Source organism: Desulfogranum marinum, from assembly GCF_016918565.1.
Classification (GTDB): Bacteria; Desulfobacterota; Desulfobulbia; order Desulfobulbales; family Desulfobulbaceae; genus Desulfogranum; species Desulfogranum marinum.
The window spans coordinates 49,177-63,004 of record NZ_JAFFQD010000016.1 but is presented as its reverse complement, the minus strand read 5'-3'; the positions used below and the strand labels follow the sequence as shown (position 1 = coordinate 63,004).

The window sequence follows — 13,828 nt, the reverse complement described above, 5'->3', positions numbered from 1 at the left end:
AACCTACACACCAACCGTAAGAAATCCTTTTTTTCTACCTTTTTGAATACAGTGGACGGCACAAACAAGGCATGGGTCAAAAGATCGGACCACATGACCAGCTTCAACAGGATTGTGTATGTCTTTAATCGTCGTCCCGACCAGAGCCTCTTCCCACGCCCCACGTACCCCAAAACTATCGCGCGGAGAGCCGTTCCAGGCAGTTGGGGTAATAATTTGATAATGGGCAATTTTATTGTTCTTTACCTTTACCCAGTGGCCGAGAGCACCTCGGGCTGCCTGTATCAACCCGGCACCTTCACCGTCCGGAATGGTTCCAACCGGAAAATAAAAGGTCTCATTTCTCTTTTCCAAAAGCTCTTCCAGCCATATACGCATAGCTCCAAGAAGTGAAACAGGACGAACAAGACGTGCAAGTTCTCGGGCAAAGACAGAGGGGCCTTTATCTTTGACCATCTCCTGAAAAAGGGGGTGCCCGTTGATAATCATCTCTGCCAAGGGCCCTGTTTCTACGGTCTGGCCTCCATACCGGGGAGCCTTGATCCATGAATACTGCCGGCCGCTATGGCCAGAGGCGTATGGCTTTGTCTCACCTGCAAAAGGGTGCAATGCCTTGTCTGTTTTTTCAAACCATGCATGAGAGGTATCTTCCGTAATTATTGAGGAATCAAACGGTTCCACTTCAACACCGGTGGAAAAACCTGCTCGAAACAGTCTGCCTCCAACTCCTTTTACTGTTGTTTCATCAGGAAGGGTATAGTTGCCGTAGGAAAGAAATCGACAGGGACCTTTCCCAAGTGCATCAAGACCTACCTGTCGAGAAAAACACATAAAAAAGCCAACTTCACTTTCTCGATGCGACGAACTTTCATCAAGCCAGGCCTCAAGGTCGTTGATGCTTTTGATTCGATTCCAGCGTTCAACACTGCAACCGAGAATACTCCGTTCGTACCATTGACAAAATCGCTCGAAAATTAATTTACATTGCTGAATCTTGGCAATTTCAGGGATCGAGGTAACTCCACCGGGTACCATGAACGAGGTATGCGGCCACTGTCCACCGATAATGGCGACTATTTGCAGTAATCGTTTGGTTTCCCGGATGACTTGAATGGCACTTTCACCCTCCAATGGATTATATCTGCGACGTGCATCATCACCTAATGGATGGTGTTGGTAGGCATCATGATTAGCAAAATCTGCCATGAACATCAGCACAGCCTGTCGAATATCGCTTTGGATGGATTCAACCATCAAAGCAAGATTACGAAGACGTCGAGCATTGTCAGGAGGTGCAATCCCGGTAATTTCATCCAGAGCCTCAACCGCTGCGGTAAGATGAGTGAGGCTGCAGATGCCGCAGACGCGGGGAGTGACCACTAAGCCATCACGTGCTCCCCTTCCAATCATCATTGCTTCGAATCCACGATACATGGTTCCTGCACTCCAGGCGTCAACGATCGTGTCATCTTTGATCTCTACCTGAATTTCGAGATCACCTTCCGCTCTGTTGATGGGCAGATTGATTCTCTTTGATATCTTTGTCATACCTTCCTCTGCCTTGATCAAGTTATACTTTCGAGGTTCTTTTCTGAAGGTGCTCAGGTGCTGCAGCAGCGGCCATACCTTTATACACCATGTAATGAGCGCGGTTTACTCCCATGGGAAGCGAGAGTGGAATGCCTTCAATATTGGGAGTTTCGAAGAAAGGTGAAGCTTTAGGGAATTCAGGATCCGTACAGCCGAAACAAGGAACCCCTGCCCTGGGTTTTGAGGATTGTTGGTTCCAGAGTAATTTATTACAAGGGCCGGGCACCAGCGGCCCAGCGCAACCCATATGAAAGAACAGACAGCCCATCTCTCCAAAATCAGATTCTTCGACCCTGTATTCATGATACTCATTACGGGTACAGCCCTGGTGCACAGTTGTACCGTACCATTCAAGCGGACGCTGATATTTATCAAGTTCCAGCTGAATACCATTAGCAACCGATGCAATGGCTCCGGTAATTACGTCATGATGGCAGGGACAGCCTGCAAGGTTAATAACCTGTTGACCCGATTGAGCGGTAAAGTCAACACCAAGAAATCCCCCCTTTTCCCGTTTAGTAAACTGTAACCCCTTGGCCTCGATGACGGTATCTGATCCGAATCCTCCAAATGAGGCACATGTACCAACAGCCAGAACATTTTGAGCCATTGATGCGAGGCTGAAGACAATTTCTTTTTTGGGTTGACCGTTTTTGGTATGGAACATTCCCGTTCCTGCCGGTCCACAGATAATTGAACCTTCCACCAACAGAATATCCAAAGGCTGCTCACCTGTCAAAATCCGTGTAAATAATTGATCATGCTCAGTTGGTGATACATGAGAAAATGAAGGGTGCCAGAGTAATTTAATGTTCAATGAATGCAATAATTCTACAACGTTTGGGAATTCACTACTTAAAAAGGAAAAGGTGTCTCCTCCACACCCCCCTCCTTGTAACCAATATGCGGTCTTCACAAAACTTTCCCCCTCCAAGCTTGAAATCTTCTCTCGATCAATCAACGAAGAGCATGACTATTACGCATAATCAGTGAGGCGTTGGTTGAAGTAACCAAGAGACGAGACCCAATCAAAAAAAACATTTACCTGCAAACCATATAACCCTTAAGAGCCTGCCGACGAGCTACTTTCACGGACGACAAATAGCAGAAATCGGCTCATATTGAAGTCTATGACCTGAGGAGACATGAGTCAACAGAATAACCACAGGGCTGGAGCTCTTCCACCCATTAGATTTTATTATATTTCCATTTATTTTTCACTTGACACTAGCCTTGTAAGAGCTCAAAATATTTCATTATAATTATAATTTTCTCCAACAAATTAAGAAAACTAAAGTTTCCTGCTAATTATCACGGTTCAAACTCATGTTTTCTCACACGACCATGCGTAACAGAGTTTGAACAAACTTGAAATCACTCGTTTTTTCATAAAACCCTCATGGAAAATTCGGGTTAAATACACATAATTGAAGAGTGTTGCCTGCCCGTGTGTAACAGCCAACTCACTTTTCTTAAAAAAAGTATCTTTTCCTCTCGCTTCGGCCTTTCGCTGTTAGTCCACAGTCTTTTCTGTCGTTATTGATTTTCCCTAAAAAAAATAAAATAATCCCCAAACAAATTTGACCAATTAACTCGAGCACATATACAATACTCGAGTAAGTGCTTTTGCTCGCCGACAAAATACGTCCTATTGCCGGCAACAGGTTGCGCCTGCAGCAAATCGACCGCCTTTTCTTATAGAGGTGAGACCACAACTTTTGTTTTTTCATTTTCAAGAGGGAGCATGAGCAAAAGCAAAACAAACTGGCAAATTGTATTGATAACAGCATGCATGATCACAGGTAACCTTATTGGCGCCGGTATTCTAGGGCTACCTATTAATACCGGTCTAGCCGGATTTTTCCCTTCTTTGATTGCCATGGTTGCAGGCGGCGCAATGATGTTCTTCACCGCTCTAATCCTTGGCAATCAAGTGCAGCTTAACCGGGAACAGGCATCTTTTGATTACCCCTCTCTTTACCAAAAATATTTCGGCAACATTGGCAAATGGGTTGCTGTTGCCGCAAATATTGTCATCCTGTACGGACTGTTAACAGCGTACTTTACAGGAGGCGCTAAGGTTCTTAGCTCAATGGCAGGAATCAATGACGAGAACCTGCCGCTCTTTTTATGCTTTGCGGGATTTTTGATTGTCATAACCTGTATCAATTTAAAATTTATTCAAAAACTCAACACAGTATTCATTATTTTTCTTGCTGCTGCTTTTGCGATCCTAACGTTTATCGGCAGCAGTCATGTCAAACCTGTTAAATTGAGCTACCAGGACTGGGACTTCCTGCCCGCTACTTTACCCATCATTGTTACCGCTTTTCATTTTCACAATATTATCCCGGTGGTGGTAGCTGAGCTCCAGTATGATGTGGCCGCTTTTAAGCGCTCTGTTATGCTTGGCATGCTGCTGGCATTTGTCATGAACATGACATGGGTAGCTGTGGGGATTGGGGTGTTACCTCTCACCGGTGAAAATTCAATTTTACAATCATATCATTCCAATATACCTGCAACCGTCCCCATGGGTATTCAGTTGAACTCGGTGGTCTTTACACTTGTTGCCTCCCTGTTTGCCATAGTGGCCATTTGCACATCCTTTCTTGCCAATGGTGTGGGATTGATGAATTTTATCAAAGACCTGCTTCTTGGTTCCAAATTACCGACGCCGCGCCCGCTTGTTGTTTTTCTTACCTTTGCCCCACCATTATTCACCGCCATTTTTTATCCTGACATTTTCCTTAAAGCATTGAATGTGGTTGGAGGCATTGGGATTATAACTCTTTTCGGCATCCTTCCAGCGGGCATTACGCTTATGAACAAATCACTTGGCAAGGGGATAAAAATTGCAGCTGCAGTGACCCTGCTTTTTGCAGGATCAGTACTGGTGGTTGAAGTGATGCAGGAAGTAGGCATGCTGCAGCTGCAGCCACATGTGGAATACCACCAGGTAGATTTCGACACCACCCCACCTCAACCAAGGAACTAATATGCAATCGCTCCGATATTTATATCGTTACGGCATGGGACCTTCTTCAAGCCATACCATCGGCCCACGAAATGCTGCTGATATCTTTAAATTGAGAACACCTGATGCTGCCGCTTACCGAGTCACCCTCTACGGCAGCTTAAGCCTGACAGGGAAAGGGCACTTAACGGATCAGGCCGTTATGCAGGGGCTCTCCCCGGCACCGTGTGAGATCATCTGGCACAACGAGCCATTAAGCTTTCATCCAAATGGAATGAAATTCGAGGCACTGGATAGTGCCGGCCAATGCTCCCAGGAATGGACGACTTTTTCCATCGGCGGCGGTGAACTGCGTGAACAAGAAGGCAGTGAAAGTGAGCACCCTCAAATGTATACTCAATCCTCCATGCAGGATGTACTGCAATGGGCAATCGATTCCGGCAGGCCTCTTTGGCAGCTGGTGGAAGACTCAGAAGAACCTGACTTTATCAACACCTACCTGGCTGACATATGGGAAAAAATGAAAATTTCCATAGATAGAGGGTTAAATAAAGATGGTGTTCTCCATGGTGGACTTCACCTGCCCAGAAAGGCTCGGGATGTCATGGTAAAGGCAAGAAGGCTCAAAGAAAGTGAAGCTCGCACAGGCTTACTCTCCGGATATGCCTTGGCTGTTGCTGAAGAAAATGCCGACGGAGGGTATGTGGTGACCGCACCTACCTGCGGATCATCGGGTATCGTACCAAGTGTACTGTATTACTCTTCCTATGAAAAAAGACATAGTGACAGATCAATTATTAACGCTCTGGCAACAGCCGGCCTGATCGGCAACCTGGTAAAGGAAAATGGTTCCATTTCCGGTGCAGAGGTAGGTTGCCAAGGAGAGGTTGGAGTGGCCTGTGCAATGGCTGCCGGTGCGGCGGCACAACTCATGGGGGGCTCATCACATCAGATTGAATATGCGGCCGAGATGGCATTGGAGCATCATCTGGGTTTAACGTGTGATCCCGTGCTGGGGCTCGTGCAAGTCCCATGTATCGAGCGTAATGCCTTTGCTGCGGTGAGGGCCATGGCCTGCGCCGAATATGCGCTGCTCACAGATGGACGGCATTTAATCAGTTTTGACAAGGTTGTGGAAACCATGCGTAAGACAGGCCACGATATACTCTCCCTGTATCGTGAGACTTCTTTAGGTGGACTGGCAACAGCCTTTTTTGAAAATAATAATAATAATAAGGAATCTGTATGAAGAAAAACAGTGTGAAAAAATGGCACATCGCCACAACCCTGGTCACTGGTCTACTCTTTACTTCTCAGGCATTGGCTTGTACCACCTTTATTATTACCCCTGGAGCCACAGAAAGCGGGGCCATGTATGTCGGCCATAGTGATGATGGTCACCTTAACGATCCCCGCCTTGTTTACGTCCCGGCTGCAGACCATCAGCCAGGCTCCACCCGCCCGGTTTACTTTGACGCAACATCCATAGGGGAATTACCTGAATACGGCAGCTTTGTCTATCGTCGCTATACCGGCAGTGACCGCGGGCCTGGATACGTCAACACACGCGTCCCACAATCAAAGCCTGTCGGCTTTATCCCCCAGGTTGCACACACATACGCCTATTTTGACGGCAACTACGGTATCATGAACGAACATCAGCTGATGTTTGGTGAGTGTACCAATGGTACCAAAATGGGAAATGTAAAGCCCTCTCCCAAGCACCTCTTTTACAGTGCCGAACTCGCTCGTGTAGCTTTAGAGAGATGCAAAACTGCCCGTGAAGCAGTTGAACTGATAGGGCACTTAATCGACACCTATGGTTTTCATGGAACTGGTGAAACATTGCCTGTTGCTGATCCCAAAGAGGGGTGGTTGATTGAAATGGTTCCCGGCGACGACAGCTTTGGCGGGTTGTGGGTAGCGCAAAGAATACCTGATGGCGAAATGGTGGTGAGTGCGAATGAACTACGCATCCGTGAGGTTGACCCCAATAATCCTGATCAATTATTTAGTCCCAATCTGCATAAGGTCGCCCAAGCTAAAGGCTGGTGGAAACCGGAAGATGGCCAATTGGACTGGCTCCGCGCAGTGAGCCTTGGCGAATACAATCACCCATACTACTCTTTACGCAGGGTATGGCGTGTAATGGACAAGCTTGCGCCCTCGTTACATCTCAGCCCATGGGTTAAAGATGGATATACAAGAGACTACCCATTAACCATCACCCCGGATCACAAAGTAACCCGCCACGAAGTACTGCACCTGCTTCGCGACCATTATGAAGGAACAGAGTTCGATATGACCAAAGGCGTTGCTGCCGGTCCTTTCGGAGTACCATACCGCTATCTTGGCCCCTATGAATCAGCAGGCGACGTGGCAGATCCGAAAGCACACCATGACGGGGCATGGCAACGGCCATTATCTGTCTATTACTGCACCTATTCCTTTATCTGTGAAGGCCGATCATGGTTGCCGGATGCCATTGGCGGGCTGCTCTGGTTTGGGCTGTCAAAACCTTCGGAAACAGCCTATACGCCTCTCTACGTGGGAACGACAAAAGTTGCAGAACCGTATTCCACAGCTGACCCAAGATACTACACCAGAGATTCTGCCTTCTGGGCGTTTAACTTTGTCGAGAATTGGGCTGCCATTAATTATTCGGGTGTACACCAGGACATCGTTGATGTGCGTGATCCGCTAGAAAAAGAACATTTTCAAGCAGTCGCTCAAGCAGACAAAGAGGCTCTTTCCCTGTTTAAACAAAACCCAGCGGCTGCCACTGCCTATCTTACTGAGTTCAGTGTCAATACTGCGCAAAATGTCTTTGAGACCTGGCAGAATTTTGCTGATATGCTCATCGTAAAATATGCTGATGGCGGGATGAATTATCCTGGAGAATTAAATCATAAGGTTGGTTATCCGCAGGAATGGCTAAAAACCACGTCCTGGGTAAATGGTCCGACGACCTATGAGCAACCTGAGGCAAAATAAGTGAGCGAGAACTAAAAATTCATAAAGTGGATAGTACGGCCCCTTCAGCAGTACGACAAAAACGCACTGCTGAAGGAGGTAAAAAACTTATTTCCTTTTCTATGGAAGTGCCTGACGTAACGAGTCTGCTCCCGAATTTTCTACATTCTGCTGGACAAGTATATCCACAGGACGCACCGGCTTGCCGTAATACTCTGTATTCCATTTCTCTCTTGGAGCGATTACCGCGCCTTCGACACTCAGCCCGATAAAGGCACCTTTTGATCGCCCAAAAGCGAGGATATCAGCTGTTTGGGCCTTGTTGGTAGCCCCGACCGGGCCGGCAGCGACAGTGGCGTCCCCACCAAGCTTGAATTCAGTTGACAACATAGCTTGCAGCCCTTTATCGCTCATCACCATCAGTATAATTTCAGATGCATCTGCACCAACCTGCAGGCCAAAAGAGATCGATCCCATCGTGTAGAATGCGGGATAGCTCCACTTGCCTGTTTTCGAATCCTGTGCGAGCAGCGCACCGCTTCCTCCTGAACCGCCGATGAAGAATCCGGCTTTAAGCATCTGTGGCACAATGAAGACGCCTTTTGCCTTTTTGACATTTTTTCTAAACCATTCCATGTTAGGGTCACCCAAAAAACTCTTGTAAACAGCAGTTGCCTTTGCTACCAATTCTTCGGGTTTACTGAAATCATCGGCAGCAAGCATTGGAGAAGCGCAACATGCCGATAAAAAAAGAAAACCAACGGCTGTAAGGATTACTCGTCTTAACATTTCCATCATTCTGCTCCTTTTATGGGTGTTTTGTACACGCTGGTTTGCCCGGTACATCCACCGAGTAACCAGCTGTTAGTTCATTTTTCTAGACACCGGCCAAATGCAGTTTCAATTGCTCACAGGTTAAAAACAGTCTTACTGCCGGCCTGCCGGGAGTAGAGCAAAGTTGCCTTCCATTTTTTTTATTTTGCACCATGTCTGTCCCTCTCTTCCCCAAAATAGAAAACATTCTGGATGTACGCCGTCAAAAATGCTGCATCACCATGTACCACGATAGGCGGCATACATACCTAAAGGATTCTAAACAGCAGTCAGGCGGCAAACACCTTACGAACAAGAGCTGTAACAATCGGGTCACCTGTATCCACAATACTGGCCGAATAAATCCACTCTCTGTTGGCATTTCCGGAAACGGCAATAGCATTTTCTTCGTACTCGACCAGGTTCAATTCTCCGTTTTCCGGAGGGACACTGTCCTGCATGCGGGTTGAAGTCAGCCGGAAAGAAGAAAAAGGACGGCCTTCCGGATATACAAGTTCAAAAACGCCATTTTTTACAATGCCAATAAGTATCTTGTCCATCACACTTCCCCATGAATAAGGTCAATAAATGAACCTGCAACGTAACTATTTTGCCTATTGTGCCGAATCAAAGATTTTTACCAGTTTGTACAAACTGTACCTGCTCTGCAGGGCTCTATAGAGCTTAAACAGGTCCATTTGGCAAATAAGCCCCGACTTCGAAACCTCGGTGTGCAAAATGCTCTGACCGCCTATGAGTGAAGCACGACCCAACAGTTTCCGTGCAACAAACCTACAAACAATCAAGGCTGCTCCGACCTTCGTCTAGCCGAACCAAACAAATAGCCTGCAACAGCACCGAGCAGGCCGATGGGCGCAGTCAACTGTTCTGTTGTCAGGGCCGACACAGCCATGAAAATGGTTCCCTCGATTACCAGGATAAGTCCCACCGCATTTACCAGCGACTCACTGGAACAGTTGGGTATTTTTTTTAGACAGAATAAAACCAGCGCCAACATCAACGGAGTAGAGACGACGATACCCCCCAGCAGCCATATCCGATGCTTTTCCTGTAACATTCGAAATTCGGCATCCTTGGTATAAAAGGCAATGTCAAGGGCAGACTCCTCCTGGGTCGGAAGAGGTGCAGATAATTGCCGAGAAGGTGCTCCCGAAATAATGTCTTCGATGGCTTGGTCACTAGAGGGCACCGTTTCCTCTCCGTAAGCCTTTACGGCAGTGTAAGGCAAAATTCCCAACCAGGCACAAACAGTTACACTGATAATTGTAAGGACCAACAGCATACGCATACACGCCTCCCGTATCCACCCTCACCGGCACTGGCTGGATCTCATCTGTTGATTTAATGCATTCAGAAAACGGCTGTAATAGTTTTTATCCTCTGTCGTTCCTGCCGTTTCATACTCTCTTTGCAATGTGGCCTGCATTCTCTTGAGCTCTGCGCAGGAAGAAGTGCGTATATCTCTTTTAAACCGGCGTATTTTCTGCTCTGTTTGAGACGCCCTTGATTGGGGAACAACCTGTTGATACTGGGTTGCCCTGTTAGGTGTGGGAAACGGTAGCAACTCCGCAGCAAATGCTGCAACAGCAACATGCAAAAAGACCACCAAGATAATAATCAGCCAACTCAAGCGACATGTGCGTCTCCTTAGTTTAAAAACAAACATGCTCATCTCCTTTTCAACGATGATGGCCTTGCGAAAGTCCATCACCTGCTAAAAAACGGCGAAACGTAACCACAGGCAGAGGGTATGTCGAATAGCGTGAAAATTCGATGATGCCTTCAATAATAGCATCTCCGCATCTTTTGTTCCCATCATCCTCAAGGAGCTTGCGCTAACCCGACACCACGGTCGGCAACATCCACCCCGGAAGCAAGGGGAGCGGTTACTGCGGCTGCCAAAAGGCGGCTGGTGATTACACTTGCCTTGGCCGGCAACGGTTGGCTGCGAATAGCCTCCCACCAAAGAGCTGCTAGCCCGGCAACATGTGGACATGCCATACTGGTTCCATTTAAAGGAGTCAAACCGCCTCCTGTTTTAGCGGACACAATGCCTACACCAGGTGCGGCAATCTGTGGGAATGTGTTGGAAAAGTAGGCAACTCCCAAGCCATTGCTCCCTTGTTCCAAAGCGCCCACAGCCATGACCCCTTCTGCTGCCGCAGGAATCGAAACCCCGATCTTATAGTCAGGATTTGTATTGCGTTTGCTCTCATTACCTGCCGCTGCCACTACGATTGTTCCAGCACCAAAAGCAGCCTGGCGTCTGATCATCAGCATTACCGCGTCAAACATTCTCAAGTTGGCCCGATACCCTTCCAATGCCCTTGACGTCGCAAAATCAGCCGGTAAACCTTGATTGTTCACCATATCGTCAACCCATCCGGGAAAATCAAAACCCAGTGACATGGAAATCACGGATGCGCCATGATTTGCTGCCCATTGCATCCCTTGAAAAAGCATCTGCGAGTCTCCGCGTCCGTCATTGCCCAAAACCTTGCCGATCAGGGCCTGGTCAACGCCGGGAGCAACCCCAATTCTTGTATTTGCAACGGTTCGGCCAAAGACGGTACCGGCACAATGGGTACCATGGCCCTGTACATCGCCGTTACCGTCACCGCTGAAATCCTTTTCAACCAAGTTAACGCCTGCAAAGGCAGTATGATTGCTGTCAATTCCAGTATCCAACACAGAAACAAGAACACCTTTTCCTGTATAGGCAGACCCATCGGCTCCTACAGCACTGATTCCCCAGGCGGGTTTGTCTTCTTGCGGCTCTACCATCACAACCGGAGCAATCAGCCGGGTAGGCATAACCGGTGCCATTGCATGCACCTGTGGGTCATTGGCGAAATCGACAACTTCGGCGGATCGAAGCTCCTGGGTTTCTAAAACCGGATGAAAATCCTGCAGAGGCTCAAATCCCCGAGTAGAAGTGGCTATCTCAAATGGAGCTCCCAAACTTGTCCCGCTCATATCACGTAAAATAGTATATTGACGCGGCATAACTCTACCTCCAAGAAGTATATAAGCTCGTATTCAAAGGGATTTTGCTCCCCCAAGAAAAAAAATTAATGCACTAGGACCCCAACCTACCCCGGAATTTTTGATCAATAATCCGGACGAAGGGACTACTCGACCTACAATCTCCTCCCTACCTGTTCATTTAAATGGTAATATCATCAGGTCCGTTTACTACCCGATGTCCTCGGTGTTCAACCATGCCTAAAGGATCATGCATGGCAAGCTGTCCAAAACCAACCCCTACCCTGTTTTCTACCAGTTGAACCGGGACCTGATAGGTTTGGTACGCACCAAAAACAAACTCCAGATCTTCCATAAATCCGGATTGGCTCAAAAGATACGCCGTTGCCGAGAGCTGACCAGTGAAGGCATTTATGCAAACAACGACCTTCCAATACTCCTGTGGAATAAGCACATCCCGATATTCGCGATCGCAAAGCCCGAAAACAGGGCCTGTAAAAACACTTACTTTCAGATCATGGGTGGCCGCATTATCAAGAATATATTCCTCCAGGTCCAACCAACTTCTCTGGTTAAGCTGCGCATGTTGCGGATGAGCATTGGTATAGAAAAACGTATCATCTGCCGCTTGAGCGGCCTCTTCTCTCGTATCCCCCCATGCAGGATCAAGTCGTCGTACCATGTGACCTCGATCCAATGGATTGTTTTTGTATAGTTCATTGCCTACTTGATATATTTCCTCCATACGCGGGTCCAGTCCCCATCTGTCGCGGCGGCGTGGTATCTTGTACAACTTACGGCCATCAATATTGCACGCAGTAAACAGTGCCAGGCGACGGCTCTTATGCATCACCACCGAAAAATGCAGATAATGCAGGTATCCATCCTCTCTGTTGTTTACCGGGGCAACAACAGCTGGATCTACCTCAGGAAAGTCAACGGTCTCTCCTAAAAACAAAGGGTCATACCCTTTGCGGATTTCCAGGTCTGCCAGAGTCGGTTTCCTCTCTTCAGTCCCTGAAACCGATAGTTGAATTACGCTGCGGCCATAAAGATCTGCGAGCTTGCTCTTAATCGTTTCGCTGGTGACAGCAAAATTATTCTCTTTATAGGAGCCTGCAAAATGGAGCCCTGCAGCTTTCCCATCTTTAAGATTGACCACCACCGAACCTGAATTGCCCCCCAAAGTGGTACAGTCATGGGTCAAGATAAACCGATCTTCGCGAACACCGGTCACACGCCCCGGACTTAGCCGTTTAACATTGTAGATATTTTTAAAAATGCGCTGCATGATAAACGGATCATTTCTTCCCCCATCCTTAGCGGGATAACCGATAACAGCAACATCATCGTTTCGTTGCAAATGCAGGGATGACAGTTCGATCGGTTGCGGCAAGCCCTCAACCTTTTCAAGTCGAATCAAAGCCATATCCGGCCTTTCAGGACCTTCTTTTTCAATAAAAACAACATCAACAACCTCAACTTCAAAAGCTGGATTAGGGGATGCGTACTCTTCGTTAAAATCTACCTGCACCCCAAGCTGAACGCCGAAAGGCGTGGTACGGAGGACAATTTGATTGTTTGCATGATAAGCAAAAACGTTTGCAACATGTCGGTTGGTGATCATCACGTCTTCCTCTATCATCCACCCGGTCCCGACATATTCCAGTGTAGGATCATTCACCAACTCCACACGCCCTACTTTAGGGATAGCCTGCCGCAGATACCCTGTTGCCGGTTCTATTCTTTTTTTTATCACCTGCAGCTCTGGTTCTTCCCATTGCCCGTCCCGAATAAGCAAGGCAGGCCGCCCCGTAGCAAGCACAATCGCTTCAGGAGAGGCAAACCCTGTGGGAACCCCTTCCTTTCCATCAAGCAGTAAATCGATTCTTTCACGATCGCTTGCCTGCAGCAGCACGTCCATGCCTGCACGGAAGGTTGGAGACTCCATCAAATCCTCGAGCATCCCCTGCAGCGATTCTACCTTATCTTGTAGTTCAGAAACGACTTCTTCGTCGGCAAGCAGGGAAGCTAATGGAGCGTTTTCATTTTTTTTCCTACTCATTGGGGCTTCTCCCTATTCCAGGCAATAAAATGGTGATGACAAAATTGATTGTTTACTCTACTCATTCGCAGGACTCCCAGCAGATAACACGCAATTGTCATACCATTTACACGGCAAAACCCGATACCGCGTAAACGGTCCTTCTTCTGCTCTTTAGGGGCACAGCCCGTGAAAGCAGGTTCTAAAAGTGGTGCATATACACCACCCATGGTGGTGCATTTCGACCACCAGCAATCGCGATGGTTTTTTTTTTGCCCGACAATGGGCAATGATGAACAGGAGTATTAATGACAAAGAGAGAAAAAGCGGTAACGATAACAAAGGGGAGAGAGTGAAAAAAAGTACCCAGATCTACAACAAACAGAGGGGAACGTCCCTGTGAGGACGGGCATAAAGAGAGTAGC

12 protein-coding genes are annotated in these 13,828 nt (G+C 47.5%); 4 read left to right on the top strand and 8 right to left on the bottom strand.

Annotated elements, in window-relative coordinates:
* Nucleotides 1-3: 3 nt before the first annotated feature.
* Entirely contained in the window at nucleotides 4-1,548 is a 1,545-nt protein-coding gene (locus tag JWH17_RS10615) for a nickel-dependent hydrogenase large subunit (protein WP_205222593.1), read from the bottom strand.
* Nucleotides 1,549-1,570: 22 nt separating this feature from the next.
* Nucleotides 1,571-2,506, bottom strand: coding sequence for an NADH-quinone oxidoreductase subunit B family protein (locus JWH17_RS10610; RefSeq protein ID WP_205222592.1), 936 nt, complete (start codon nucleotides 2,504-2,506; stop codon nucleotides 1,571-1,573).
* Between the two features lie 828 nt (nucleotides 2,507-3,334).
* Between JWH17_RS10610 and JWH17_RS10605 the strand changes: the two genes are divergently transcribed.
* From JWH17_RS10605 to JWH17_RS10595, 3 genes are read left to right on the top strand one after another with little or no spacing between them, the layout of a single operon-like run.
* On the top strand, nucleotides 3,335-4,588 hold the full coding sequence (locus JWH17_RS10605; protein ID WP_205222591.1) for an aromatic amino acid transport family protein: 1,254 nt from the start codon (nucleotides 3,335-3,337) through the stop codon (nucleotides 4,586-4,588).
* Between the two features lies 1 nt (nucleotide 4,589).
* Entirely contained in the window at nucleotides 4,590-5,816 is a 1,227-nt protein-coding gene (locus JWH17_RS10600; protein WP_205222590.1) for an L-serine ammonia-lyase, read from the top strand.
* Nucleotides 5,813-7,561, top strand: coding sequence for a dipeptidase (locus JWH17_RS10595; RefSeq protein ID WP_205222589.1), 1,749 nt, complete (start codon nucleotides 5,813-5,815; stop codon nucleotides 7,559-7,561). The genes JWH17_RS10600 and JWH17_RS10595 overlap by 4 nt, the downstream gene beginning before the upstream one ends.
* 99 nt (nucleotides 7,562-7,660) lie before the next feature.
* Here JWH17_RS10595 and JWH17_RS10590 read toward each other — a convergent pair whose 3' ends face one another.
* The 6 genes from JWH17_RS10590 to JWH17_RS10565 form a co-directional block, all read right to left on the bottom strand.
* A complete protein-coding gene (locus tag JWH17_RS10590) occupies nucleotides 7,661-8,338 on the bottom strand; it encodes a lipid-binding SYLF domain-containing protein (RefSeq protein WP_232371030.1) in 678 nt (225 codons plus the stop codon).
* A 305-nt stretch (nucleotides 8,339-8,643) separates the two neighbouring features.
* The gene (locus tag JWH17_RS10585; protein ID WP_205222588.1) at nucleotides 8,644-8,913 is read right to left on the bottom strand and encodes a hypothetical protein; all 270 of its coding nucleotides are present in this window, start codon (nucleotides 8,911-8,913) and stop codon (nucleotides 8,644-8,646) included.
* A 242-nt stretch (nucleotides 8,914-9,155) separates the two neighbouring features.
* Nucleotides 9,156-9,662 carry a hypothetical protein gene (locus tag JWH17_RS10580; protein WP_205222587.1) on the bottom strand — a complete coding sequence of 169 codons (507 nt, stop codon included), beginning with the start codon at nucleotides 9,660-9,662 and terminating at the stop codon, nucleotides 9,156-9,158.
* 21 nt (nucleotides 9,663-9,683) lie between these two features.
* Entirely contained in the window at nucleotides 9,684-10,082 is a 399-nt protein-coding gene (locus tag JWH17_RS10575; RefSeq protein WP_205222586.1) for a hypothetical protein, read from the bottom strand.
* 113 nt (nucleotides 10,083-10,195) lie between these two features.
* Nucleotides 10,196-11,380: a S8 family peptidase gene (locus JWH17_RS10570; RefSeq protein WP_205222585.1), complete on the bottom strand. Its 1,185-nt coding sequence runs from the start codon at nucleotides 11,378-11,380 to the stop codon at nucleotides 10,196-10,198.
* A 160-nt stretch (nucleotides 11,381-11,540) separates the two neighbouring features.
* Nucleotides 11,541-13,424, bottom strand: a complete 1,884-nt coding sequence (locus JWH17_RS10565) for a DNA/RNA non-specific endonuclease (RefSeq protein ID WP_205222584.1) — start codon at nucleotides 13,422-13,424, stop codon at nucleotides 11,541-11,543.
* A gap of 187 nt (nucleotides 13,425-13,611) precedes the next feature.
* Between JWH17_RS10565 and JWH17_RS10560 the strand changes: the two genes are divergently transcribed.
* Nucleotides 13,612-13,806, top strand: a complete 195-nt coding sequence (locus tag JWH17_RS10560) for a hypothetical protein (protein WP_205222583.1) — start codon at nucleotides 13,612-13,614, stop codon at nucleotides 13,804-13,806.
* Nucleotides 13,807-13,828: the final 22 nt, after the last annotated feature.

Bases quoted from the DNA above. Each gene is read 5' to 3' on its own strand.
- JWH17_RS10615 (WP_205222593.1), bottom strand. From the start codon at position 1,548: ATGACAAAGATATCAAAGAGAATCAATCTGCCCATCAACAGAGCGGAA.
- JWH17_RS10605 (WP_205222591.1), top strand. From the start codon at position 3,335: ATGAGCAAAAGCAAAACAAACTGGCAAATTGTATTGATAACAGCATGC.
- JWH17_RS10600 (WP_205222590.1), top strand. From the start codon at position 4,590: ATGCAATCGCTCCGATATTTATATCGTTACGGCATGGGACCTTCTTCA.
- JWH17_RS10595 (WP_205222589.1), top strand. From the start codon at position 5,813: ATGAAGAAAAACAGTGTGAAAAAATGGCACATCGCCACAACCCTGGTC.
- JWH17_RS10590 (WP_232371030.1), bottom strand. From the start codon at position 8,338: ATGATGGAAATGTTAAGACGAGTAATCCTTACAGCCGTTGGTTTTCTT.
- JWH17_RS10585 (WP_205222588.1), bottom strand. From the start codon at position 8,913: ATGGACAAGATACTTATTGGCATTGTAAAAAATGGCGTTTTTGAACTT.
- JWH17_RS10580 (WP_205222587.1), bottom strand. From the start codon at position 9,662: ATGCGTATGCTGTTGGTCCTTACAATTATCAGTGTAACTGTTTGTGCC.
- JWH17_RS10575 (WP_205222586.1), bottom strand. From the start codon at position 10,082: ATGGACTTTCGCAAGGCCATCATCGTTGAAAAGGAGATGAGCATGTTT.
- JWH17_RS10570 (WP_205222585.1), bottom strand. From the start codon at position 11,380: ATGCCGCGTCAATATACTATTTTACGTGATATGAGCGGGACAAGTTTG.
- JWH17_RS10565 (WP_205222584.1), bottom strand. From the start codon at position 13,424: ATGAGTAGGAAAAAAAATGAAAACGCTCCATTAGCTTCCCTGCTTGCC.